The 25,647-nt window shown below is 38.0% G+C and carries 25 protein-coding genes; 2 read left to right on the forward strand and 23 right to left on the reverse strand.

Annotated features, from left to right (window positions below):
• Window positions 1-2: 2 nt before the first annotated feature.
• Window positions 3-365, reverse strand: coding sequence for an Asp23/Gls24 family envelope stress response protein (locus M1D60_RS14420; protein WP_456275537.1), 363 nt, complete (start codon window positions 363-365; stop codon window positions 3-5).
• Between the two features lie 336 nt (window positions 366-701).
• Between M1D60_RS14420 and rpmB the strand changes: the two genes are divergently transcribed.
• Window positions 702-890 (forward strand): 50S ribosomal protein L28, encoded by a 189-nt coding sequence (gene rpmB, locus M1D60_RS14425; RefSeq protein WP_149219258.1) that lies wholly within the window; start codon window positions 702-704, stop codon window positions 888-890.
• 170 nt (window positions 891-1,060) lie between these two features.
• On the opposite strand, the gene spoVM is transcribed toward rpmB, so the two are convergent.
• The 18 genes from spoVM to M1D60_RS14515 all read right to left on the reverse strand — a co-directional run bounded on the left by spoVM (window position 1,061) and on the right by M1D60_RS14515 (window position 20,721).
• Window positions 1,061-1,141 carry a stage V sporulation protein SpoVM gene (gene spoVM / locus M1D60_RS14430; protein WP_456279454.1) on the reverse strand — a complete coding sequence of 27 codons (81 nt, stop codon included), beginning with the start codon at window positions 1,139-1,141 and terminating at the stop codon, window positions 1,061-1,063.
• A 99-nt stretch (window positions 1,142-1,240) separates the two neighbouring features.
• Entirely contained in the window at window positions 1,241-1,885 is a 645-nt protein-coding gene (locus tag M1D60_RS14435) for a thiamine diphosphokinase (protein WP_456275538.1), read from the reverse strand.
• A 109-nt stretch (window positions 1,886-1,994) separates the two neighbouring features.
• Window positions 1,995-2,639: a ribulose-phosphate 3-epimerase gene (gene rpe, locus M1D60_RS14440; RefSeq protein ID WP_456275539.1), complete on the reverse strand. Its 645-nt coding sequence runs from the start codon at window positions 2,637-2,639 to the stop codon at window positions 1,995-1,997.
• A gap of 3 nt (window positions 2,640-2,642) precedes the next feature.
• Window positions 2,643-3,521 carry a ribosome small subunit-dependent GTPase A gene (gene rsgA / locus M1D60_RS14445; protein ID WP_456275540.1) on the reverse strand — a complete coding sequence of 293 codons (879 nt, stop codon included), beginning with the start codon at window positions 3,519-3,521 and terminating at the stop codon, window positions 2,643-2,645.
• A gap of 16 nt (window positions 3,522-3,537) precedes the next feature.
• The gene (gene pknB / locus M1D60_RS14450) at window positions 3,538-5,484 is read right to left on the reverse strand and encodes a Stk1 family PASTA domain-containing Ser/Thr kinase (RefSeq protein ID WP_456275541.1); all 1,947 of its coding nucleotides are present in this window, start codon (window positions 5,482-5,484) and stop codon (window positions 3,538-3,540) included.
• Window positions 5,484-6,242: a Stp1/IreP family PP2C-type Ser/Thr phosphatase gene (locus tag M1D60_RS14455; RefSeq protein WP_456275542.1), complete on the reverse strand. Its 759-nt coding sequence runs from the start codon at window positions 6,240-6,242 to the stop codon at window positions 5,484-5,486. Before M1D60_RS14455 ends, pknB begins: the two co-directional genes overlap by 1 nt.
• Window positions 6,243-6,245: 3 nt before the next feature.
• A complete protein-coding gene (gene rlmN / locus M1D60_RS14460) occupies window positions 6,246-7,331 on the reverse strand; it encodes a 23S rRNA (adenine(2503)-C(2))-methyltransferase RlmN (RefSeq protein ID WP_456279455.1) in 1,086 nt (361 codons plus the stop codon).
• 14 nt (window positions 7,332-7,345) lie between these two features.
• The gene (gene rsmB, locus M1D60_RS14465) at window positions 7,346-8,707 is read right to left on the reverse strand and encodes a 16S rRNA (cytosine(967)-C(5))-methyltransferase RsmB (protein WP_456275543.1); all 1,362 of its coding nucleotides are present in this window, start codon (window positions 8,705-8,707) and stop codon (window positions 7,346-7,348) included.
• Window positions 8,685-9,653, reverse strand: coding sequence for a methionyl-tRNA formyltransferase (gene fmt / locus M1D60_RS14470; RefSeq protein WP_456275544.1), 969 nt, complete (start codon window positions 9,651-9,653; stop codon window positions 8,685-8,687). Before fmt ends, rsmB begins: the two co-directional genes overlap by 23 nt.
• Before the next feature lie 12 nt (window positions 9,654-9,665).
• Window positions 9,666-10,130, reverse strand: coding sequence for a peptide deformylase (def, locus tag M1D60_RS14475; protein ID WP_456275545.1), 465 nt, complete (start codon window positions 10,128-10,130; stop codon window positions 9,666-9,668).
• A gap of 16 nt (window positions 10,131-10,146) precedes the next feature.
• A complete protein-coding gene (gene priA / locus M1D60_RS14480; protein ID WP_456275546.1) occupies window positions 10,147-12,564 on the reverse strand; it encodes a primosomal protein N' in 2,418 nt (805 codons plus the stop codon).
• Window positions 12,561-13,760 carry a bifunctional phosphopantothenoylcysteine decarboxylase/phosphopantothenate--cysteine ligase CoaBC gene (gene coaBC, locus M1D60_RS14485; protein ID WP_456275547.1) on the reverse strand — a complete coding sequence of 400 codons (1,200 nt, stop codon included), beginning with the start codon at window positions 13,758-13,760 and terminating at the stop codon, window positions 12,561-12,563. Before coaBC ends, priA begins: the two co-directional genes overlap by 4 nt.
• A 456-nt stretch (window positions 13,761-14,216) precedes the next feature.
• A complete protein-coding gene (gene rpoZ, locus M1D60_RS14490) occupies window positions 14,217-14,453 on the reverse strand; it encodes a DNA-directed RNA polymerase subunit omega (protein ID WP_456275548.1) in 237 nt (78 codons plus the stop codon).
• 1 nt (window position 14,454) lies between these two features.
• Window positions 14,455-15,069 carry a guanylate kinase gene (gmk, locus tag M1D60_RS14495; protein ID WP_456275549.1) on the reverse strand — a complete coding sequence of 205 codons (615 nt, stop codon included), beginning with the start codon at window positions 15,067-15,069 and terminating at the stop codon, window positions 14,455-14,457.
• A 13-nt stretch (window positions 15,070-15,082) separates the two neighbouring features.
• Window positions 15,083-15,346 carry an extracellular matrix/biofilm regulator RemA gene (remA, locus tag M1D60_RS14500; RefSeq protein WP_163176774.1) on the reverse strand — a complete coding sequence of 88 codons (264 nt, stop codon included), beginning with the start codon at window positions 15,344-15,346 and terminating at the stop codon, window positions 15,083-15,085.
• Window positions 15,347-15,404: 58 nt separating this feature from the next.
• Window positions 15,405-16,286, reverse strand: a complete 882-nt coding sequence (locus M1D60_RS14505) for a YicC/YloC family endoribonuclease (RefSeq protein ID WP_456275550.1) — start codon at window positions 16,284-16,286, stop codon at window positions 15,405-15,407.
• Window positions 16,287-16,432: 146 nt separating this feature from the next.
• Window positions 16,433-17,410 (reverse strand): nuclease-related domain-containing protein, encoded by a 978-nt coding sequence (locus M1D60_RS14510; RefSeq protein ID WP_456275551.1) that lies wholly within the window; start codon window positions 17,408-17,410, stop codon window positions 16,433-16,435.
• 632 nt (window positions 17,411-18,042) lie between these two features.
• Window positions 18,043-20,721: a calcium-translocating P-type ATPase, SERCA-type gene (locus tag M1D60_RS14515; RefSeq protein WP_456275552.1), complete on the reverse strand. Its 2,679-nt coding sequence runs from the start codon at window positions 20,719-20,721 to the stop codon at window positions 18,043-18,045.
• 172 nt (window positions 20,722-20,893) lie between these two features.
• Between M1D60_RS14515 and M1D60_RS14520 the strand changes: the two genes are divergently transcribed.
• Entirely contained in the window at window positions 20,894-22,603 is a 1,710-nt protein-coding gene (locus M1D60_RS14520; RefSeq protein WP_456275553.1) for an Rqc2 family fibronectin-binding protein, read from the forward strand.
• Window positions 22,604-22,631: 28 nt separating this feature from the next.
• Here the strand turns inward: M1D60_RS14520 and pyrE are convergent, their stop codons facing one another.
• The 4 genes from pyrE to M1D60_RS14540 are packed head-to-tail and all read right to left on the reverse strand — an operon-like array spanning window position 22,632 to window position 25,646.
• Window positions 22,632-23,264, reverse strand: a complete 633-nt coding sequence (gene pyrE, locus M1D60_RS14525; RefSeq protein ID WP_456275554.1) for an orotate phosphoribosyltransferase — start codon at window positions 23,262-23,264, stop codon at window positions 22,632-22,634.
• Entirely contained in the window at window positions 23,261-23,974 is a 714-nt protein-coding gene (gene pyrF, locus M1D60_RS14530) for an orotidine-5'-phosphate decarboxylase (RefSeq protein ID WP_456275555.1), read from the reverse strand. The genes pyrE and pyrF overlap by 4 nt, the downstream gene beginning before the upstream one ends.
• Entirely contained in the window at window positions 23,944-24,888 is a 945-nt protein-coding gene (locus M1D60_RS14535; RefSeq protein ID WP_456275556.1) for a dihydroorotate dehydrogenase, read from the reverse strand. The genes pyrF and M1D60_RS14535 overlap by 31 nt, the downstream gene beginning before the upstream one ends.
• Window positions 24,885-25,646 carry a dihydroorotate dehydrogenase electron transfer subunit gene (locus M1D60_RS14540; RefSeq protein ID WP_456279456.1) on the reverse strand — a complete coding sequence of 254 codons (762 nt, stop codon included), beginning with the start codon at window positions 25,644-25,646 and terminating at the stop codon, window positions 24,885-24,887. The genes M1D60_RS14535 and M1D60_RS14540 overlap by 4 nt, the downstream gene beginning before the upstream one ends.
• Between the last annotated feature and the right edge of the window lies 1 nt (window position 25,647).

Here is a 25,647-nt window from a genome sequence, read left to right on the forward strand (position 1 = left end):
CACTAAACGTTCGTTACCCGAACACCCTGCACATAGATATTTACTGTCTCTACGGCAAGTCCAAGCGTTTGATTCAATGTATACTTTACCTGTGTTTGTACATTATGAGCAATCTCAGAAATCTTTGTTCCATAGCTTACAATAATGAACATATCAATATGTATCTCATCATTTTCTTGACGGACCACAACACCCTTTGTAAAGTTTTCCTTTTTTAGAATCTCTGCGATCCCATCTTTTAATTGTTTTTTTGATGCCATTCCCACAATTCCATAGCATTCTACTGCCGCTCCACCAGCAATGGTTGTAATGACGTCATTAGAAATATCGATATTACCGTATTGTGTTTTTAATTCAATGGACATTATTTTTTCCCCCTTTAAATTTCGAACTTGCTTTAGTTAAAGTTCCACATATAGGAGACCAAGTATTAATTTGGGATTCTATTCACAGCTATCGTCATTTTACTATACAATTATTCAATTTAAAAGAAAAAATGCGCTCTTTACTTGTTTCCTTAGTATTTAGTATACATCAAAGCAAAAAATACTATGTCAAGGTTTTTTTCTTGATTCAATTATTGCATTATGATGATCATTATGATAAAGTAAAAAAGTATTTTTACCTTGGGATGAAATAGAAGTATTTATGCGGTATCTCTTAAATACTGGATTTATATAGGTAGCAAGGAGGGAAAAATAATGGCTCGTAAATGTGTTATAACTGGTAAAAAAGCTTCTTTCGGAAACTCTCGTTCTCACGCAATGAACTCTAACAGACGTTCTTGGGGCGCTAACCTACAAAAGGTTCGCATTCTAGTAAACGGAAAGCCTAAGCGTGTATACGTATCTGCAAGAGCACTTAAGTCAGGTAAAGTAGAACGCGTATAATAACGTGTGGAAGACGATGAATTGTCATCGTCTTTTTAATTTTTCTCTAAAATTAGATAAAGAACCTCACCTCAAAACCATTCTTACTTAGTCCTAATAAAAGAAGTACCTTCTTGAAAAAGGTACTCCTTTAGTAGATATTCATTTGATGGTTGTTTCACTCTAGTTGTCTATTCTTTCTTAAATGTACCTAGCATAGCGCGTACAATTCCACCTAAAAACCTCGGTAACTTAATCGTATAAAATTTCATAATGTCCCTCCTATAAGCAAATTACGGGTAATAATCATGTACGATTTCATAGGTAGTATATTCGTAAAAATAAAAATAGTACCAGTACCTAATAAAAATTTAATCTTTACTCTTTACCATTATGACTATGCCATAAGTAAACGAAAAAGTACCTGTTTCTTTAATTAATTCATTACTAACACACAAAGATGTCCCCCAGCTTATATCACAATCTGTAAGTGGATACTTAAAATCCCTGGATAAATGGATACCTTGGACATTACTTGAAAATGGCAGAAAAGATATGTATGAATAACAAGGATCTTGATGAATTTCATAGGTACCTGGATTTAGAAGGGTTAAAATATTCTGTTGATCAATAATTTCAAATAAAACCTGATTGGCCAACCCTTTCGTCAATAACTGTATGGTAGCTAATGAGTGATCAAGTCTCCCTCCTGTTGCACCCAATAGACGGATTCGTTTCGGATTTTTCGCTAGAGCCCAATCTATTGCTAGCTCAATATCAGTTTGATTCTTTTCAGCCGGGGAAATAGAGAATTTTACACATCTTTCCCTCATCCACAGAAGTTCATCCTCGGTTACAGAATCAAAATCCCCTATTCCCATTTCTGGAACTATTCCTTGCTTTAACAGGTAATATAAGCCCCGATCCACACCTACCCAAACAACAGAGTCTCTGTCATATAGACTCAAATCTGGTATTAAATCTGTAGGACCACCTGCAACAATATAAATGTCCATTCTACACTCCCTCCTTACATCAAAAAAGTAGACTCAAGAGTCTACTTTTAAAAGTTGTATTAAAAAATTTTGTTTATTTCCACTACTTAAACATCACTTTTTTAAACCGTTAATTTTTTAATGCTTGGATTGCTTGAACTCGGTCTAATTGATTAAAAATAGCTGATCCTGCAACGAGCACAGTAGCACCAGCTTCCACACATAATTTTGCAGTTTCATGGTTCACGCCACCATCTACCTCTAATTCAACGCTCAATCCTTTTTCTTTTATCCAGTTGGCAATTTTATTAATTTTAGGTAGAGCAGAAGTAATAAATTGTTGTCCTCCAAACCCTGGATTAACGGTCATCACAAGTACGAGATCAATATCAGCTAATATAGGTTCAACCATTTCTGCAGGAGTAGCAGGATTGATGACAACACCTGCTTTAACTCCTTGTGCCTTTATATGTTGAATCGTCCGATGAAGATGCTTACAAGCCTCGACATGGACAGAAATGATATCTGCACCTGCCTTTGCGAAGCTCTCTATATAATTGTCTGGTTCTTCAATCATTAAATGAACATCTAAAGGCAAAGCAGTAATCGGTCTAATTGCTTCAACTATTAACGGACCAATTGTAATGTTTGGAACAAAATGTCCATCCATGACATCCACATGAATATAATCAGCACCTGCTTGTTCAACACTTTTTATTTCTTCTCCAAGCTTGGCAAAATCAGCAGACAATATAGAAGGTGCAATTTTATACATACATTAATACCTCGGCTTTCGATCTTTGATTTCCTGAAGGAACTCTAGATAATTCTCATAGCGATATTCCTTAATTGAGCCTTCCTGTACCGCCTCTTTTACCGCACACTTAGGCTCTGAAAGATGGGTACAGCCTCTAAACTTACAGTTTTGCTGTATACGACGCATTTCAGGAAAACAGCTAGATAGGTCCTCTACCTCAATTTCAAGAAACTCCAATGAACTAAACCCCGGGGTATCAGCTACAAACCCATCACCTATTTCAATTAATTCGACATGACGTGTCGTATGTTTACCACGACCAAGATGGGTTGAGATTTCATCAGTCTTTATCACTAAATCAGGTCGCAATACTTGTAAGATTGATGACTTCCCCACACCAGACTGGCCTGCAAAAACCGAAATTTTATCTTTAAAATAAGGGAGTAGCAATTCAACCGTTTCAGCTTCATTGGTTGATGTAAGCAATACATCATACCCGGCTTGACGATAGTCATCTGCAAATTGATCAATTTTTTGTCTTCCCTTTTCGTCAACTACATCCATTTTACTAATGCAGATGATTGGTAATATATGCTTAGACTCAATTAAAACGAGAAAGCGGTCTAATAATAAAGGATTAAAGTCAGGCTGTACAGCTGAGAAAACTAGTATGGCTTGATCTACATTGGCAATAGGGGGACGAACTAAATCATTTTTCCGCTCCAAAACCTCCATGATATATCCTTCACTTTCATTTTCAGCTTGGAATTCAACCTCATCTCCAACTAGGGGGGTAATTTTATTTTTTCTAAATACCCCTCTTCCTCGGCACTGGGTTATTCCTTCCTCATTCAATACATAATAAAAACCGCTTAATGCTTTAATAATTTTGCCCTGCATAGCCTCACTCCTTGAATTACTCTTCTTTATAGGGAACAGTCACTTCATTAATTACATTACCATTTACTTGGACCTTGTAGGAGGCACTTTTCTTATACGGAATATTTAATATAAGTTTATACTCCAAATCAGCTGTAATTGTATCTGAGAAAACTACTTCACCATCATGATCTAAATCATTCACATATATTTGGACCTCATGTGGTTGGTTTTCTTCGCCTTCAACTGGTTCATATTTAACAAATACAATTTCCTCTACCGTTTTGTTCTTTTGCTCAGGCCCTCTTGAGACAACAATTGATATATTGTCCCCGCGTTTAACATCTTGTCCTGCAGCTGGCTTTTGAGAAATAACAGTACCTTCCTCATATTCCTCTGAATAGGCCATTTGTGTTGCATCAAGATTTAAGCCCTTCTCAGCTACATAGATATCTACTTGCCCAAGAGTATATCCAACAAGATTCTGAAGTGAAAATGAAGGTGGACCTTTACTTACATATATGATTAACTCCGTCTCCTCCAAGACATATTCACCTGAGTCTGGAAACTGGTTGTAGATTTCTCCTACAGGAATCTCATCAGACGTCTCTTCTCTTATCACAACATGTTTAAATTTAGATTCAATACTAGCCCTAATATCATCAATATTCTTTCCTATATAATTCTCTATTTCTACTTTTTCTTTCCCTTTACTAATGTAAAGAGTGATTTCATTTCCTTCTTTCACTATTTGACCAGCATTAGGAACAGTTCGAATGATTGATCCTTCTGGAATCTCTTCATTAAATTCCTCAATTGATTCATCCGCTATTAGTAAACCTAAAGCGTCGAGTTCCTTATAGGCTGTTTGGTAATTTTGATTAGATACATCCGGAACGGTAACATCCTTTGGTAATAATAAAGACGGAATAATAGTAATGGAAGCAACCGCTGCGGTAGCCAACAAAAAGAATATGGTAATTACCCAAATAGCTATTTTTTTCCCGCGATTTTTCTTAGGTTCTTTTTTGGCTTTCACGTCCTTATGAACGATTGTATCTTCCGTACTTGTATTCTCTGATAATTTATCACTAGTTATGATTGGGATGGCTTTCGTTACGTCTCCATCAAGTACTGGTACTCTAAAGGGCGCTTCATTTAACCGATGAGGCTCTAAAGAAGTTCGTAAGTCCTCTTCCATAGCCTCTACTGTATCGTAACGATGAAATGTATCTTTTGCTGTCGCCTTCAATATAATATTCTCAATACTTTGTGGTATAGCAGGATTCCAACGCTTCGGTGAAGGGGTATCGTTTTGCAAATGCTTTAAAGCGATTGAAACAGCAGACTCTCCAAAGAAAGGCATTCTCCCTGTCAATAATTCGAACATGACAATACCTAAAGAATAGATATCTGATTTTTTAGTAGCCATTCCACCTCTTGCCTGTTCAGGTGAAAGATAATGAACAGAACCTAGAAAGGAATTCGTTTGGGTAATTGTCGTTGAGCTTAGCGCAACTGCAATCCCAAAGTCCGTTACCTTCACGACACCATCTTCATCAATTAGTATATTTTGAGGTTTAATGTCCCTATGTACAATATGATTCTCATGTGCATTGGCTAGTGCCGACGTTAACTGAACCATAATATTTACACTTTCTTCATTAGAAAGCGGACCATACTTTTGAATATACTGTTTTAAAGTAGTTCCATCCACATGCTCCATGACAATATAAAATATATTATCTTCTTCTCCAACATCATAAATACTCACGATGTTTGGATGATTAAGACTTGTAGCAGCCTGTGCTTCCCTATGAAAACGACGAATAAACTCCTCATCATTTGAGAAATCAGGTCGTAATACCTTTACAGCGACATCCCGTTCTAAAATCATATCCCGTGCGAGGTATACATTTGCCATTCCCCCGCCACCAATGGTGTCGATAATTTTATATCGTCCACTTAGTCTTCTTCCGATCATTAACGTCCACCACTTTCTGTCTGAACGCTGTTAAGATCTAGTAAAACAAGTGTAATATTATCTTCTCCACCATGTTCATTAGCTAAAGAAACAAGCTCTGTAGCTTTTTCTTCTATAGAATACTCTTTTAGAAGCTCGTCCATTATTTCATCGTTAGTGACCTTATTGGAAAGCCCATCAGAACATAGCATAATATAAGAAATTGAATCATTCGACAAGGTTTTAATATCCATCTGGACGTGTAAATCTGTTCCTAATGCGCGTAGGAGAACATTTTTCCGTGGATGATACTCCGCATCCTCTTTCGAAATCTGCCCAGAACGAACAAGCTCATTTACTAGTGAATGATCCTCCGTTGCTAACTGAAGTTTATCATTTTCAACAATATAACAGCGGCTATCACCAATATGAGCAATTGTGATAAATTCCTCTAAACATATCGTGATAACAAGGGTTGTCCCCATCCCTTCGCATTCTTCATTTTCCTTTGAATGCTTATAAAGCTTTTCATTAACCTGTAAAACATGACGTTTTAACCATTGTTCAGCTTCTTCTGGAGTTTGAATAGTTTGAGTTTCGACCCATTCCTTCTCAAGCAACTCAATCGCCATTTTACTTGCTACATCACCTGCTCGGTGTCCACCCATTCCATCTGCAACGACACCTAACACTTGTTTTGTATGATTATAGAATATACCACCATGATCTTCATTGTGCTGTCTAACTTTTCCCCTATCTGTCAGAAAAAACGTCTTCATATTTCACCTCGTCTCCTCTTGACGCTCCTTTGCACGTAATTGTCCACAAGCTGCGTCAATATCATGGCCATGTTCTCTTCTGATTGTCACATTGATACCATGCTTTTTTAATGTACGTTCAAATTCAAATATTTTCTCTTTTGGTGTACGAACATAATCACGTTCGGGCACATAGTTAACTGGAATCAAGTTAACGTGACACTTTATCCCCTTGATTAAACTTGCTAACTCTTCCGCATGAGCTACTGAATCATTTTCCCCACCAAATAACCCGTACTCAAAGCTTATACGTCTTCCTGTTTTATCGACATAATAACGAACTGCCTTCATCAGATCATCTAGTTTATAGGCACGATTAATCGGCATTAGCTTACTTCTTAACTCGGTGTTTGGAGCATGTAATGAAAGAGCAAAATTGATTTGCAATTGTTCATCTGCAAACGCGTAAATCTTAGGGATAATCCCACTTGTAGAAACAGTAATATGGCGCGCCCCAATATTTAATGCTTTTTCATGATTAATAATCTTTAAAAATGAAAGCATGGCATCATAATTATCAAATGGCTCGCCTATACCCATAATTACGACATGACTAACCCGTTCTCCTGTTTCATCTAATGCTTTTTGTACATTTACTACCTGAGCTACAATCTCACCAGCCTCGAGATTTCGCTTTAGACCACCAAGAGTTGAAGCACAGAACGTACATCCGATTCGACAGCCGACCTGAGTGGTTACACATACAGAATTTCCATACTCATGTCTCATTAATACCGTTTCGATGGAATAACCATCGTGTAATTCGAATAAAAATTTAATGGTCCCATCCTTAGACTCCTGCTTGATCAGAGTCTTTAAAGTAGTTAAAGTAAATGCTTGCTTTAGCTTATCTTGTAGAGATTTAGAAATATTGGTCATATCTTCAAAAGATGTGATTCGTTTGCTATATAACCATTCAAAGATTTGAGTACTTCTAAATTTAGGTTCTCCGTTATCTTTTAACCACTGCTCTAATTCTTCAAGCCTTAAAGTATATATGGATGGTATTTGTTGTTCCTCTTCTTTTTTTTGTCTAGTCTTTGTTGGAATTTCCTTTTCCACTATTACACCCGCTTTCTTAAAGATGAGATAAAGAATCCGTCCGTACCGAAATGATGGGGAAGAATTTGAATTTGTGCCCCGTTATATTCAGCATTACCTCTTATCTTCTCTGGTAACCGTTCAGCTAATGATGAGTCTCTCTCAAAAGTAGATTGCGTCTTAAGGAAGCTTTCTACCACTTCATCATTTTCTTCTTTATCCATCGTACATGTACTATATATAAGGGTACCACCTTTTTTTAGCAAAGGAGCAACCGCCTCTAAAATCTTCAATTGGATAGAAGCTAAGCTTTGAATATCGTTCTCAACTTTTTGATATTTGATATCTGGCTTTCTTCTAATAACCCCTAGTCCTGAACAAGGTGCATCAACTAATATTCTATCAAAGGACTCTGGTTCGTACTTTTCATCAAGCCTTCTACTATCCATTACGATAGTTTCCACATTCGTTAATTGGAGACGCCTTACTTGGTCGTTGATTAATTTGACCTTATGATCATGTAAATCAACTGAGATAACTTTACCGGTATTTTCTAATAACTCAGCAATATGAGTGGTTTTACCTCCTGGAGCGGCACAACTGTCTAAGACAACATCATTTTCTTTTGGACCTAGCGCTCTTCCTACTAACATCGAGCTTTCATCCTGAATAGTAAGGAATCCTTTTTCATAGGCACTTGTATAGGCAAAATTACCTTTATCAATAATGATTGCATCCTTAGAAAGGTGCCCAGTTCGAGCTTGAATTCCAGCCTCTTCCAGCTCATCTATAACTTGTTGAGTTGTTGTTAACGAGCTGTTAATACGAGCTGAAGGAACTGGCGGTAACAACGTTTCTTCGCATAATTTTTTCGTTTCTTCCAAACCATATTGTTTAACCCATCTAGCAACCATCCATATTGGAAAACTCATCTCAATTGCTAATTTTTCAACTGGATTCTGAATCTCATCAAAAGACCTAAAGTCATTTCTTTGAATAGATCGTAAAACACCATTTACCATTGAAGCAATTCCTTTATGACCTCTTTTTTTAGCAATTTCTACGGCTTCATAAATCGCTGCACGATCAGGCACTCTATCTAAATAATGCATTTGATAGACCGTTATTCTAAGTAAAATCTTAACCCAATCATCAAGTTTTTTTTGTTTTTTTATATAAGGTTCTAAAAAGAAATCAAGTGTTAACTTTCTTTGTAATGTACCATACACGATTTCAGTTAACAGTCCTGTATCCTTTGGATTAACTTGATGTTGCTTGATTGCTTGGTTGAGTAAAAGATTACTATATGCCTGACTTTTTTCTATTTGTACTAATAAATCAATAACTACCTCTCGGACACTTTTAGTTCGTGCTGTTGTTTTCATCTTCAGCTCCTAACATGATGCCTACAGTTAGACCAGCTCCTGCTCCACGTAGAAATTGTTCGCCACTCATTCTTGTTTTACCAGCTGGCTGTAGTTCTGTAATTTTGATCGCTGTTTGATTTCCTGTAGCTACAACAACTCCGTCTTCATCAATCCGAATGACTTCACCTGGTTTTCCACTTGATGGAGAGTCAAGCTTTTCACCCCACCACACCTTTATTACCTGACCTTCAAGATATGTATAGGCTACTGGCCAAGGGTGCAAGCCTCTAATATGATTATAAATAACTTCACCTTGATACTCCCAATTAATGCGTTCTTGCTCTCTTTTTATATTATAAGCAAAAGTTGCAGCATCATCATTTTGTTTAATTGGATTTATACTTCCATCTATTAAAGAAGGAATCGTTTTGGCCAATAGGTCTGCTCCAGCTATACTTAATTTATCATGTAAAGTTCCAACATGGTCTTCTTCTAAAATCGGCACTTCCACCTTAGACAGAATATCACCAGCATCAAGCTTTTCAACCATATACATAATGGTCACACCTGTTTTTTCTTTACCCTGAATAATTGAATAATGAATCGGCGCTCCACCTCTTAACTCTGGTAGTAAAGAGGCATGAACATTAATACAGCCTAATCTTGGTGCTTCTAGTAATGCTTTTGGTAAAATCTGTCCAAAAGCTGCCGTCACAATTAAATCTGCACCGAGGTTTATAATTTTTTCATATTCAGACTGTTCTTTTATTCTTTCAGGCTGATAAACAGGGATTTGGTGCTTTAACGCCTCAACCTTTACTGGCGGTGGAGTTAGTTGACGTTTTCTTCCTTTTGGTCGATCTGGTTGGGTAACCACACCAATGACTTCATACCCTTCTTCTAAAATTCTCTGCAAAACAGGGACTGAAAAGTCAGGTGTTCCCATAAAGACAATCTTTAACATCAAAGTCCTCCTTTATGACAGCTCTTCATTATATAAGGTAATCGATTTTGAGGGAAACAGAATACCCTCTAAATGATCCATCTCATGCAAAATAACACGAGCAAAAAAATCCTTGGCTTCTAATGTAAAATACTTACCAAATTTATCTTGTGCCCGTATCTTTATTTTACTAGGACGATCAACTTCGCCAAAAAGCCCAGGAAAACTTAAACAACCTTCTGTACCTACTTGGCTTCCTGATTGTTCTAGTAAGACAGGATTAATAAGTGATATGACATTTCCATCGTCATTCTCAACAATTGCTATACGCTTTTCAATACCAACTTGAGGAGCTGCTAAACCAACCCCATCAGCTTCTATCATAGCCGAACGCATATCAATTAATAACTTTCTAAGTGTTTTATCAAAGTTTTTAACCTGATCACAGCGTGTCTGAAGATTCTCGTGTGGATAGGTCAGGATGTTTAGTTTTGTCATGTTGCCTTTTCCTCACTTACATAATCATATAGGGATTCATATCAATGGTGATTTGTAGTTCTTGCTGAATTTCTTTCTGATAATGATCCATTAATTCCTTCAAGTATGACTTTAGCTTTGGTTCATCCTTGTATTTTATCATGCATTGATATCGATATCTATTTTTAATCCGTGGAATCGGAGAAGCTGAAGGTCCAAGGACAATTGTCTGATTTGAAAGATTTGAACGTAGATAGGTAGAAATCTTTTCTGTAACAGACACAACCTTTGTAAGCTCTGGATGACTAACTGTTATTAGCGTAACATAAAAGAACGGAGGATACTGATGTAGCTTTCTCATTCCCATTTCCTTCAGATAAAAATCCTTGTAGTTATGCTGGCTTGCCAGTTCTACACTATAATGCTCAGGAGTATAGGTTTGGATTACTACCTCACCTGGGAGTTCATGTCGACCAGCTCTCCCACTCACTTGAGTTAAGAGCTGAAAGGTTTTTTCACTTGACCTGAAATCTGGTAGATGAAGCATGGTATCAGCTGTTAACACCCCAACTAAAGTCACCCTCGGGAAATCCAAGCCTTTTGCGATCATCTGTGTACCTAATAGTATATCAGCCTTGCCCTCACCAAAGGCAGTAAGCAGCTTTTCATGAGCTCCTTTTCGACTTGTCGTGTCAACATCCATTCTAATAATACGTGCCTCAGGTAAAAGCTTTCCAATTTCCTCTTCTACTTTTTGTGTCCCTGTTCCAAAAAAACGAATATGTTCACTCTGGCATGTCGGACAATTCTTTGGAACCGGTTCTTCGTATCCACAATAATGACATTTTACAAGCTGCTGAGTTCGATGGTAGGTAAGTGAAATATCACATTCCGGACAAGTCACCACAAACCCACAATCTCTGCACATAATAAATGTTGAGTATCCACGACGGTTTAAAAATAAAACAGTCTGTTCTCCTTTTTGAATACGGTCCTGTAACTTGTCAAAAAGTAGCGAAGAAAACATGGAACGATTGCCTTCTCTTAACTCTTCCCTCATATCAATAATTTCAACTTCTGGCATGCCCTTATCATGCATTCGCTTTGTCAAGGGAAGTAGACTATACAGCCCTTTATTTGCCCTAGCGAATGTCTCGAGGGTCGGTGTTGCACTTCCTAAAACGACTGGGCAATTATGGTATCCCCCACGATATATCGCAACATCTCTTGCATGATATCTCGGATTTTCTTCCTGCTTATAGCTTGATTCATGCTCTTCATCTATTATAATGATTCCTAGATTTTCGAAAGGAGCAAAAATGGCAGATCTAGCTCCCACTACTACATTCACTTCTCTACGATAAATCTTTCTCCATTCATCATATTTTTCACCTATAGATAACCCACTATGTAAAACAGCAACACTCGAGCCAAATCTTCCTTTAAATCGTTCCACCATTTGTGGTGTTAACGAAATCTCTGGAACTAAAACAATCGCTTGTTTTCCCTTCTTCAATACTTCATCGATTGATTGAAGGTATACCTCTGTTTTACCACTACCTGTCACCCCATATAATAAATACGTTTGATGCAGATTATTTTCAATAGATTCTAAGATAGGTATGATGGCTTTTGATTGTTCGTTTGTTAGAGGTAAGGGTTTAGTTCTCTTAAATTCTTTATCTCGATGGGGATCACGGTAAACTTCCATATCCTTCTCGAGTAGGATTCCCTTTTCAATAAGGGCTTTTATCGGGGAATCGGTCGTTGACAAAGCATGTTTAACTAATGTTCGTGGTATTTCTTGTATGTTTTGTGATAAAAAATATTCGAGCACTTCTTTTTGACGTGCAGCCTGAGCAGGCATTGTATCACGTATCTCTTTTGCTTTTTCTATACTTACTTGTAAAAAGAGAACCTTTTGTGTTTTTTTCTTCCCTCTAGATTTCACTACATAATTAATCTCTAGATTTCCATCCTTTACTTCTTTCTGAATGGTTTTCAAAAGTCCGTGTTGATTCTCAATATCAGACCATTGGATAGTTGTTCGATTTTTAAATAAAATCTGAAGAGTCTCTGGCATGGAAATAAGTTGATCCGCTCTTTTTAATTCTATCTCCTTTTCATACTTTGCCTTTAACGCTGCAGGTAGCATCGCTTGAAAGGATGATATTTGATAACTTAGGGTTTGTTCTGTCACCCATTTCCCTAATTGTAGTAACTCCTGATTCAAAATTGGTTCGAGATCTAATAACTGAGTAATCGCCTTAAGCTTTTCAACATTGGAGGAGGATTCTACCCCTACTACGAAACCTTGAAGGGTTCTTGGACCAAAAGGAACGACCACCCGTACTCCTGGTTGAACAAGTCCTTGATATTCATCAGGTATTAAATAATCAAAAGCCCGGTCTGTTTGTCTTGCTGGAACATCTACAATTACTTTTGCAATGTTCATTGCTTCGCTCTCCAAAGCTTTTCAATCTCTTTAAGCAAAGTTAGTGCAACTTCTTGTTTGCTGAGCATAGGAAGCTGTTTTACAAATTCATCTCTTCCAAACAAAGTTACGATATTAGTATCCCCTTGAAAGCCTGCCCCTTCTTCGTTGACATTGTTAGCCACTACAAGATCAAGATTTTTCGAGTAAAGCTTTTTCTTTGCATACTCCTCTAGGTGATCAGTTTCTGCAGCAAATCCAACTAATAGCTTGTCTTCTTTAAGTGAACCTAGAGTTTTTAGAATGTCCGTCGTTCTTTCAAATTCAACAGATAATGGTCCGTCTTGTTTCTTCATTTTATGATTGGCTACATCAGTTGGGCGGTAATCTGCGACAGCTGCCGACTTGATAACAATATCACTCTGAGGGAAATAGTCCATTACCTTTTCATACATTTGCTCTGCTGATTCTACCCTTACTACATTAATATTTAATGATGTAGATAAATGGGTGGGTCCCGTTACTAAGGTAACAGCAGCTCCTAGTTTGGCAGCCTGCTCGGCAATCGCAAAGCCCATTTTCCCTGATGAAGAATTCGAGAAAAATCTAACAGGATCAAGCTTTTCTCTAGTAGGTCCTGCCGTAACAAGAATCGATAAGTCTTTTAAGAATGGGTTAGGTAGGGTGAAGAAATCAACAATTAGACTAGTAATCGTTTCTGGTTCTTCTAATCTACCTTTTCCTACATAACCACATGCTAAATAACCTTCAGAAGGCTCAACAAACCGATAACCATCTTGATATAAAACCTCAATATTTCGTTTGACCGCCGCATTTTCATACATATGAACATTCATAGCAGGGGCAATCCAAACTGGAGCTTTTGTAGCACTGATTGTCGTTGTCAGCATATCATCAATAATCCCGTTCGCAAGTTTCCCTATTATATTAGCAGTCGCAGGAGCAACTATTATTAAATCAGCCCAATCAGCCAAATCGATATGAGCAATAACACTCGGTTCCTTTTCATCAAATGTATCAGTAAACACAGGGTTTCTAGATAAAGCTTGGAACGTTAAAGGTGTCACAAATTCAGTTGCTGATTCAGTCATAATCACCTTCACTTGAAAACCAGCTTGAACAAGCTTACTAGTCAGAGCCGCTGCCTTATAAACAGCTATTCCTCCACTCACACACAATAAAATATTCTTTTTCATAATCGATCCCCCTTAATAGAAAAGCGCAAGCGCCCTGGTTAGCCCCGACATGCAAATGTTCCTGAAAGAAGAAAAGGATGCACTCCCCTTTTATTCTTTCAGGGTTATTTGACCTCGAGGGGCTGGGCGCTGGAGCTAGACAAACACTAAAAGCGTAAGCGCCCAGGTTAGCCTCAGGCATAGCAAATGTTCCTTGGGCAAAGAAAAGGTGGTTTTTCCTTTTATTTGTCCAAGGGTTATTTGACCTCGAGGGGCTGGGTGCTGGAGCTAGACAAACACTAAAAGCGCAAGCGCCCTGGTTAGCCTCAGGCATAGTAAATGTTCCTTGGACCTGCGATTGAGCTAGACCAAAAACGAAGAGCGCAAAGCCGTGCTTTGAAATGTGACCACTTCTCAGCTTTTCTGCAAAAAAACTTTTCTCTATTTTAAAAAAATAACAACCTATCTTCTAGGTTGTTATCGTAAGAATTCTTGTGTCTCTTCTTCAATCGTTTTCGCTTGGTGTGCTTTTGCCATTAATAATCCTGCTGAAATCTCTTCTAATGCTTTACCTACATATTTATGAGAAACAGTTTTATCTAGCATTAACGAGTGCTTATTCTGAAGATTTCTAGCTCTCTTAGCAGCAACCGTAACCAACTTGTATTTAGAATCTACTTTATTCATTAACGTATCAATTGATGGATATAACATATTATTCTACCTCCAGCATTCTTTTATATCGATTGGCAACACGTTCACGACGACAATGCTCAGCGACAACAATCGATTTAATTCGTTCGCAAGCAAGTTCTACCCTGTCATTTTCAACTACATAGTCATAGGCATCCATCATTTCAATTTCTTCCTTGGCTACCGTCATTCGGTTATTAATTAAATCCTCTGATTCGGTACCTCTTGTTTGAATTCGACTCTTCAGTTCATTTAAGCTTGGTGGAGCTAAGAAAATAAAAAGTCCTTCTGGAAACGCCTTACGAACTTGCAAAGCCCCCTGAACTTCTATTTCTAACATAACATCTTGACCTTTTTGCAAAGTTTCCTCTACATAGTCAACTGGGGTCCCATAGTAGTTTCCTACATATTCAGCATATTCCAGCAGCTTATCTTTTTGAATGAGGTTCTCAAACTCTTCCCGCGATTTAAAAAAGTAATCAACCCCATCTACTTCACCTTCGCGTGGACTTCGGGTAGTCATTGAAATAGAGTATTGAAGCCTTGTATCCTCTTGATTAAAGATTGCTTTTCGTACAGTTCCTTTACCAACACCAGACGGTCCGGAAAGAACAATTAGTAACCCTCTTTCATTCATCAGTTAAATGTACCTACCCTTCATCAGATAAATCTTCTTTATTTACAAATCTTTGTGCAACAGTTTCCGGCTGCACAGCAGATAAAATAATATGCTCACTGTCTGTGATAATAACAGCTCTTGTTCTTCTACCGTATGTAGCATCAATCAGCATACTTCTGTCTCTAGCTTCCTGAATCGTTCTTTTAATGGGAGCAGATTCAGGACTAACAATCGCAATGATACGATTAGCTGATACGATGTTCCCAAAACCTATATTAATTAGCTTTATACTCATTTGTTCCTCCTAAAGTCACTAATCTATTCTAACCTTGTTTGACAAGGATTATAAGCCCCTATTCAATGTTTTGCACTTGTTCTTTAATCTTTTCGAGCTTTGTCTTCATGTTTACAACTTGTTCAGCTATATGAACATCGTTTGCTTTTGAACCAATCGTATTAATTTCACGATTCAATTCTTGGACTAAAAAGTCCAGTTTACGACCTACTACCTGTTCCTCACCATCAATTGTCTTGTAAAATTGAGAGAGGTGACTATTAATCCTTGTCAGTTCTTCATTAATATCAATTTTGTCGGCTAAAATAGCTACTTCATTTAGAAGTCTTGTCTCGTCAACAAGTCCTTCTGAATACTCTGCAATTTTTTTATACAATCGTTCTCTATACTGAGTGACTACCTTTGGGGCTAGACCTTCCACCTGTTGACAACTTTCCTGAATGGACTCAAGGTTTCTTGTAATATCCACTAATAATCCTTTACCCTCTTCAAGTCTCATTTCTTTCAGCTGAACTACCGTCTGTTCGACCAGTTCTAACAAATCCTGTTCCAACTCCGGATGACTCATTTCCTTTTCCACAATTGTTGTGAATTCGGGATGTTTGAATAAATCAGCAAGTTTTATGCCTTCACCTGGTAATTCGTATCTTTGCCGCGCCTTATCTAGTGCTTGGAAGTATTGATCAAGTAAGTCCCATTCAACCTGTATTTCCTTAGAAGAAAGAACATTCCCTTCAATACTAACAAATACCTCGACTCGGCCTCGTTGGATATATGTATGAATGATCTTTTTGATCTTCTCTTCAACAAGCATCATTTGCCTAGGGATTCGTATAGTTACTTCACAAAACCGATGATTGACAGATTTCATCTCAACCGTAATGGAATAATTAGAAAACTGTTTATGTACACGCCCAAAACCAGTCATGCTAGTTAGCAAAAAAATCCACTCCTAACTCCTAGTCTATTCATTTTATCACCTAATAAAAAAATCCGATAGTAAAAAGGAGAGGTTAGATGATAATTCGAAAAAGAAAAAATATTTAGACATATAAAAAACCTATTATATTGTGCTGTTTAGATCGATTATTCCATCTTTATTAAGCTGTCTAAATTATATCTTCTTGCTTTATTTTTTCCAGTGTGTGGGAGATTGAGTGATTGTAGAAGTCGTTTTGTTATGTTCTCAGAAGAGATATTTAAAAGAATTCTTGCCTCTTGGTTATTTATATGGGGTTTAATCAGAAGTGCATAATCCTCGAGCGCAGTAACGTGGGCTTGTTTATTAACAGAATTACAGGTTAGACATTTCCATTTTCCATATTGCCTGTCCATTGGTAGCAGGCAAGTATGACAGAGAGCACCCCTTTGTAGGTCAGTAATTTTAATTTCATACACTTCCAAAAAATCCGATAACAATAATTCATGTTTTTTTAACAAAAGCTTTGTTATTTTTTTTATTTCCTTATCTGCGATTTTTTTTACAGGGTGGATTCGGTTATACTCTTCGATTTTGGTTAAAAGCTTTGCACTGTGAATCACCTTTTGGGCTATTTGGGTTTTCCTTGAAATTACTTTTAGAATTGTGGATGGATTGCTTAACACGACAAGAGATTCAACGGGGATGTTTTGGAGTGTAGTATTTGAAGTTAACCACTTCTCTAATAATTTACTTTGTCTTTCTACTTGGAGTATCGGGTCAGCAAAACCTTCCTCTTTATCTTGGTGAATCCGTATAAGTTGGTTAAATTCTGGGTCAAAAAGAAGAGTACCTGCGATATTTTTTACTTCAATGATTAAAACATAGTTGCTTGATAAAATTAGAATATCAATTTGAAAGTAATGGACCCCGTCATATAATCGGAGATCATGTAAAATAAAGTATTCATCATGAGGAAGGTATTGCAGGTAGAAATCTAATGCTTTTTGACCTTGATAGCCAGCTTTTTGTTTAGCTAATTTGTCAACAAGTTTCGGATAGGCTGGATGAGTTTGTCTTAATCTACGTAACAATGACTCTAGTTGCCTAATTTGAATAGGTTTTTCAGGTTTTTTTATAAACAAATAATCACTCCTTTTTTTATCTCCTAAATTATTCAACATAAAGTAATGATATCCTTGTATGAACATACAAATATTCATGGAAAAAGATAGCAGCAACTAAATTGTGGCTCAACTATTCCTTATTAAAATTACAAATATTCATTCCACCACACTCTCGTCCACTAAAACTCTATCGAAACTACACTGAACGCGGCTCACACTCCACTTAAAATACCTGATATCAGCGACTTTTCCAGAATATCGGTCACTTTGCTCATTTTATCGGCGACTTTGGGATCTATATCGGTGACTCTACAAGAATATCGGCCACTCTCCCCATGATATCGGCAACTCCCCCCTGGCTCAGCTATTGCTATTACTCATTAAAATTACAAATTTTCATTCCACTACACTCTCGTCCACTAAAACTCTATCGAAACTACACTGAACGCGGCTCAATCTTTACTTAAAATACCTGATATCAGCGGCTTTTTCAGTATATCGGTCACTTTGCTCATTTTATCGGCGACTTTGGGATCTATATCGGTGACTCTACAAGAATATCGGCCAAACTCCTCTTGATATCGGCAACTACCCCAACTACCCTACAAAACAAAAAACCTGCCCAAAACCTGGGCAGGTCCCTTCACACTTTAAACTCGCTTCTTAAACAGCATTGATCCCGCTAGCAAGAAGGTCGGAATTGCGGATAATCCTAAGATTAACAACCAATCTCTTAGTGCAATATCTGTTGTATGGAATACTGGCTGTAGTGGTGGGTAATAAATTACGACTAGCATTAACAGGATTGATGAGATGACTGCAAAGACTAGATAGATATTTTCAAATGGATTGCGGTGGAAAATGGAGCGATCACTTCTACAATCAAAGACATGAATTAATTGTGCCATTACTAATGTTGCGAATGCCACGGTTTGGGCATACATTAGGTTGTCTGGTTGACTAGCATAGACAATCATAAAGGCTGCTAAGGTGACCCCACCAATTAGAAAACCACGACTGACGATTTTCCAGGCAAGTCCTCTTGCGAATACCCCTTCACGTGGATTACGTGGGGCTCGCTTCATTACATCGCCTTCAGCTTGGTCTAGCCCTAGAGCCATTGCTGGTAATCCATCTGTGACTAAGTTCACCCACAGTATTTGAATCGGTACTAACGGCAAAGGAAGGGCCAGTAACATCGCAAAAAGCATGACCAGAATTTCCCCTACATTGGAGGCTAGCAAATAGCGAATAAACTTTCTAATATTCTCATATATGTTTCGCCCCTCTTTGATGGCTGCCTTAATGGTTGCAAAGTTGTCATCAAGTAGAACGAGGGATGAGGCTTCTTTGGCAACATCAGTACCGGTGATTCCCATGGCAATACCAATATCAGAGGCTTTAATAGCTGGAGCATCGTTCACCCCGTCACCTGTCATCGCAACGATATGACCATTGTTTTGAAGAGCCTTTACAATTTTCAATTTATGCTCAGGTGAGACTCTGGCAAATACGTAAACATCTTCAACGATATCCTCTAACTCCTCAACCGACATATTCGCAAGCTCGCTGCCTTGAACCACTTTACCTCCTGGAGGCAAGATACCAAGCTGGGTAGCAATCGCCTGTGCAGTAATGATATGGTCACCCGTAATCATGACTGTTCGAATACCAGCTTCTTTACATTCCCTAACCGCAAGCTTTACTTCAGGTCTTGGAGGATCAATCATCCCTTGAAGACCAATGAATATTAAGTTCTTTTCTGCATCGATTTCATTATAAACCGTCTCTGATGGTCCTAATGCCTTAAATGCAACAGCAATCGTTCGAAGTGCCTGTGCACCTAACTCTTCAATTGCCCCCTCAACCTCTTCTTTAAGTCGAGTGGATAAAAATTGCTGCTTTTGCTCCCATAAGATTGATTCACTGTTTTGAATCAGAACATCTGGTGCTCCCTTTGTAACAACAAATCGCTTCCCATTCGGGTCACGTACAATGACTGACATCATTTTACGGGTAGAATCGAAAGGGAACTCTTTTTCAATAATAAATTGTTCCTCTAGGAGCTTCCTTGTCAAACCTGCTTTCATTGCTGAAACAACAAGGGCTCCTTCTGTTGGATCACCATCTAAAATATAATCCTTTTTCTTCTGCCTGATTTCGGCATTATTACAAAGTAAGCCAAACGTTAATAATTGATGGAGAGATTTTACATCTTTCGGTTGAATCGTTTCCTCTCCTTCATAAAAACGACCATCTGGCTCATAACCCGTTCCGGAAACAGTCCACGTTTGTCCTCCTGACCAAAGATGTGTCACGGTCATTTTGTTTTGAGTCATCGTGCCTGTTTTATCTGAACAAATGACAGAGGCACAGCCAAGCGTTTCGACAGCCGGAAGCTTTCTAACAATTGCATTATTTTTAATCATCCGCTGAACTCCAAGTGATAATGCAACCGTAACAATAGCAGGAAGACCTTCAGGAATTGCAGCAACGGCAAGTGATACACCCGCTAGGAACATACTGTACACATCATGACCTTGTAGAACACCCAATAATACAACGATAGCTGTTAGGAATAATGCGACCGTAATCAAAATCTTTCCAAGCTGTTCAAGTTTTCGCTGAAGTGGGGTAATCATTGTTTCAGCAGATTGCAGAAGATCAGCTATTTGTCCCATCGCTGTATTCATTCCTGTTGCGACAACCACACCAACCCCTGATCCTCTTGTTACCATCGTTCCCATAAAGGCCATATTTTCTTGATCACCGAGACCAATGTCTTGACCGGAAATTGGTTCTGTCCGCTTTTGGACAGGTAGGGATTCTCCAGTTAATGCAGATTCTTCAATTTCTAGACTACTTGAATTGAGAAGTCGAATGTCTGCACTAATTCTGTCACCTGAACCAAATTTAACAATATCCCCAACAACTAATTCAACTGAAGGGATTTTCAACCAATGACCGTCTCGCATCACCATGACCTGGGGGGCTGATAATTCCTTTAGTGCATCTAGGGATTTTTCGGCTTTTCTTTCCTGAAAAAAACCAAGAAATCCATTAATAATAATAATCGCAATAATGGCTATAGCATCAATGTATTCTCCGAGCAACCCGGAAATTAGGGTAGCAGCTAATAAGACCAGTACCATGAAATCCTTGAACTGGGCTAAAAATAACAAAAACATACTCGGTTTTTCTGCTTCCTGCAGCTCATTATAGCCAAATTGCTGTAGACGACTTTTTACCTCCTTCGCTGTAAGTCCTTTCTGATAATTTGTATTTACTTGTTTTTCCACATCCTCTGTTCGCAGCTCATACCATTTCATCAGGTAATCTCACACCTTTTCTCTGTTTAATCAAGACGTATGTTTGTCCTTCCTCATGGAAATCTTATTCAGACAAGTTATAAAAAATGCTATACTTATAACAATTGTTCAATTTCTCAATTGAACAACAACTTCTATAAAGAAAGTTGTATTTGCGTGAGAGGGTGTTTTTATGTCATTCGATGGAATTGTTACAAAGGCCATTGCGGAGGAATTAAAGCAAAATATAGTAGGTGGACGGATTGCAAAAATCTATCAACCATTTAAACAAGAGCTTTTAATTCACATACGTGCCGGTGGTCAAACCTATAAACTATTAATATCTGCTAATCCTTCCTATTCACGCCTTCATTCTACAAATGAAGCCTATGATCATCCATCAGAACCACCAATGTTCTGTATGCTTTTACGAAAGCACTTAGAGGGGAATGTGATTACCTCTGTTGAACAGCTAGATATGGAGAGAATCATTTATATAGAGACAAGAGGAAGAAATGAACTAGGTGATGAGACTGTTAAACGACTAATCGTCGAGATTATGGGTAAGCATAGTAATATTGTTTTGGTTGAAAAGGATCGGAATATTATCTTAGATAGTATTAAGCATATTTCACCAGCGGTTAATCGTCATCGAACGATTTTACCAGGCTATGAATATATGAGCCCTCCTGCTCAGGAGAAGCTTAATCCTCTTTCCATTGATGAAGATCTGTTTTTAAGAAAATTAGATTTTAATTCCGGGAAGCTGGCCAACCAAATTGTTGGAGCGTTTAGTGGAATCTCTCCTCTATTTGCAAATGAGGTAGTTTTTCAAGCTGGTGTAAATGGTAGACAAGCACTAGCGAGATCCTTTACTAGTCTTATTGACCAAGTAAACGAAAAGCAGTTTCAGCCAAGTATTATGATTGGCAAACAAAAGGAATACTTTTATGCACTACCTTTACAGCATATAGATGGTGAAATAAAAAGCTTTAGCAGTGTAAGCGAAATGCTAGATCGTTTTTATTATGGGAAGGCTGAGCGTGACCGAGTAAAGCAACAAGGCCATGACCTTGAACGATTAATTCGTAATGAAAAAGAAAAAAATGATAAAAAATTAGTAAAGCTTGAAAAAACTCTACAAGATGCTGAAAAAGCAGATGAATATCAGCTACTTGGTGAGCTAGTAACAGCAAATATGTATCGACTTGAAAAGGGTATGAAAAGTATTGAAGTGGAAAATTATTATGATGAGAACAATAGTCTTATAAAAATTACACTTAATCCTTTAAAGACTCCGTCTGAAAATGCTCAGAGCTATTATTTGAAATACCAAAAGGCAAAAAAGTCTGTTGGCTTTGTTCTTGAGCAAATCGAAAAAGCAAAAGAGGAAACTACCTATTTTGAATCCCTTCTCCAACAGATGGAAACAGCATCTCCGAGGGATATTCAAGAAATAAGAGAAGAACTTGAAGAAGAAGGCTATGTAAAAGCAAAGCAAAAAAAGGGTAATAAGAAAAATAAGCCTCAAAAACCAAGTTTAGAAGAGTATACTTCTAGCACTGGTTCGACGATTTTGGTTGGAAAAAACAATAAACAAAATGATTATCTAACTAATAAAGTCGCCCACCGTGAGGAATGGTGGTTTCATACAAAAGACATTCCTGGGTCACATGTCGTCATTAAAGATACCGATCCGGATGAGGTGACGATTACAGAAGCTGCCAATCTCGCTGCCTATTTTAGTAAAGCAAGAAATTCTAGCTCAGTACCTGTTGATTACACAAAAATTAAATATGTAAAAAAGCCTAGTGGATCCAAACCAGGCTTTGTCATCTATGATCATCAGCAAACGGTGTATGTAACGCCTGATGAAGATTTAGTATTACAGTTAAAAAAATAAGGATCGTCTATGTGACGACCCTTATTTTTTATGCTAATACCCAAGATTCATCTTGAGGATTTCTTCTCCATTGGTCTAGCTTTTCAATATCTGAATTTGCAATTTTACCTTCTGAAGCGGCTACTTCTGCTAATGCAGAGAAAGTGGTAATAGACTGAGCGTTAACCTCTACCTCTGTAAAGTTTTTCTTTGCCGCTTCTAGTTCATAAGAGAATATAGCCGCAATTCCTAATACTTCACAACCTTCTGCTCTAAGTGCTTCAACCGTAGCTAACGAGCTTCCTCCAGTTGAGATTAGGTCTTCAATGACAACGACCTTTTGACCAGGTTTTACTGCTCCTTCTACCTGTTTGCCTTTTCCGTGACTCTTAGCTTTCCCTCTTACATAGACCATTGGTAAATTTAACACATCGCTAACCCATGCAGCTGGCGCGATACCACCTGTTGCTGTACCAGCAATCACTTCTACACCAGGGAAATGCTCTTCTATGATTTGTTGTAGACCTTTTGCTACATCTTTACGAACTTCAGGATAAGACATGATTAAACGGTTATCACAGTAAATAGGTGACTTAATTCCAGATGACCAAGTAAAAGGATCATTTGGCTGTAAAGAAACTGCTCCGATTTCTAATAAATGCTTTGCAATTTGTGTTTTCATACTGTTACACCGTCCCATTCGTTTTTCATCAACTCGTACTTTTCTAAAGGATTAACAGCCTTGGTGATGCTTCTTCCGACCACGATCATACTTGATCCTGCTTTTTTTGCATCAGCTGGAGTCGCAATTCTAGCTTGATCGTCTTTTGCATCACTTGCAAGGCGAATACCTGGTGTGACAGTCAAAAAGCTTTCTCCACATTTCTCACGAAGCATAGGTACTTCTAAGACGGAGCAAACTACCCCATCTAATCCTGACTCTTGAGCAAGACTTGCATAAGACTTAACCGTTTCAGATAAGGAATGTTGGATTAATAATTCATTTTTTAGCATAGCATCATTTGTACTTGTCAACTGGGTAACAGCAATCAGCTTCGGTCTTTCACCGGAAGCCCCTGTTTCTAATCCTTCAAGTGCTGCTTCCATCATTGCACGACCGCCCGCAGCATGAACGTTTACAAGATCTACCCCAAGTGATGCTAGGCTCTTCATTCCCATTTTCACCGTATTCGGAATATCATGCAGCTTTAAATCTAGGAAAATTTGATAGCCTTCATTCTTAAGATAGTGAATGATAGCAGGTCCTTCTTTATAAAATAGCTCCATTCCTACTTTTACAAAGAGATCCTTGCCTTTAAATGGAGTTAAGAAACGTTGAACCTCTTGTAAACTATGAAAGTCTAACGCAATGATAAGGGGGTGCTTTGGCATGCTTTATTCCAGCTCCTTCCGATACATTCTGAAATATGGTCAAATCCTAATTCATCTAGTAAACTAGGTAATTCGTCAATGATCGTTGGGCAAACAAATGGATCAACGAAGTTTGCAGTTCCAACTGCAACTGCACTCGCCCCAGCATATAAGAACTCTATAACATCTGTTGCACTTTGTACTCCACCCATACCAATGATTGGAATAGACACTTGCTGACTTACTTCATAGATCATTCGTAATGCAACTGGTTTAATAGCTGGCCCTGACAATCCACCTGAGCGGTTAGCCAAAATTGGTTTACCTGTTTTAAGATCAAGACGCATACCTAGTAATGTATTAATCATCGTTAGTCCATCTGCTCCAGCACTTTCAACTGCTTTAGCCATTTCAACGATATTCGATACATTTGGTGAAAGCTTTACATAGACAGGAACGTCTGAAACCTCTTTTACCCGTCTTGTTACCTCGGCTGCAACCTCTGGTACCGTACCAAAGGCAATACCACCCGTTTTCACGTTAGGACAAGATATGTTTAGCTCTAATGCATGTACATTTTTGGCTTTAGAAATTTCTTTCGCGACCACTACATAGTCTTCCACAACAGATCCTGCTACATTGGCAATGATTGGTGTATCATATTGCTCTAACCATGGAAGTTCTTCAGATAACACCTTTTCTAAACCAGGATTTTGAAGTCCGATTGCGTTTAACATACCTGAAGATGTCTCTGCAACACGTGGCGTCGGGTTTCCAAATCTAGGTTCAACCGTTGTTGCTTTAATCATAATGGCACCTAGTACATTTAAATCATAAAGATTGCCATATTCTTTCCCAAATCCAAAACATCCTGAAGCCGGCATGATTGGATTTTTTAAGTGTAAGCCTGGCAGTTCCATTGCTAATCGACTCATAGTACCACCTCACCTACTTTGAATACTGGACCGTCACTACAAACTTTTTTATAAGCATATCCTGTTGGATCATTTTGAACACGACATACACAGGCAAAGCATGCACCAATTCCGCAGCCCATTCTTTCCTCTAATGATAAAAATGCCTTTTTCTCACGATAGCGCTCCTCTAGTACTCGAAGCATAGGAGTAGGTCCACAGGAATAAAGAGTGTCAAAGTTTAGTCCATACTGATCAATGGCATCCGTTACAAACCCAGGCGTACCGTAAGTTCCGTCAACGGTAGCGATATACGTATCACCAAGCTCATTAAATTTTGACTCATAAAATGTATTTTCAAGCGATTGAAAGCCAAGAACATGGATGACTTTTACACCTTGGCTCACCAACTGTTTTGACAATTCATAAAGAGGGGGGACGCCAATTCCGCCCCCAACTAGCAATGCTGTTTCCCCTTCTTTCGTTGCTTCTACTGGAAAGCCATTACCTAGAGGTCCAAGTACATTAATTTTTTCCCCTGCTTTCTTGTCAGATAGCATGGTAGTTCCTAGACCTTCACGGCGATAAAGCATCGTAAATTGCTGCTTCTCATTGTCAACTGAACAAATACTAATTGGTCTTCTTAATAAAGGCTCTACTCCAGGAGTTACTTTAATATGGACAAATTGACCTGGCTCCTTCATTGAATCAACAAGGTTGCCTTGAACCGTTAATTCAAAGATATCCATAGCAATTGATTTTTGCTCAATAATTGTCATC

Source organism: Bacillus sp. AK128 (assembly GCF_053903075.1).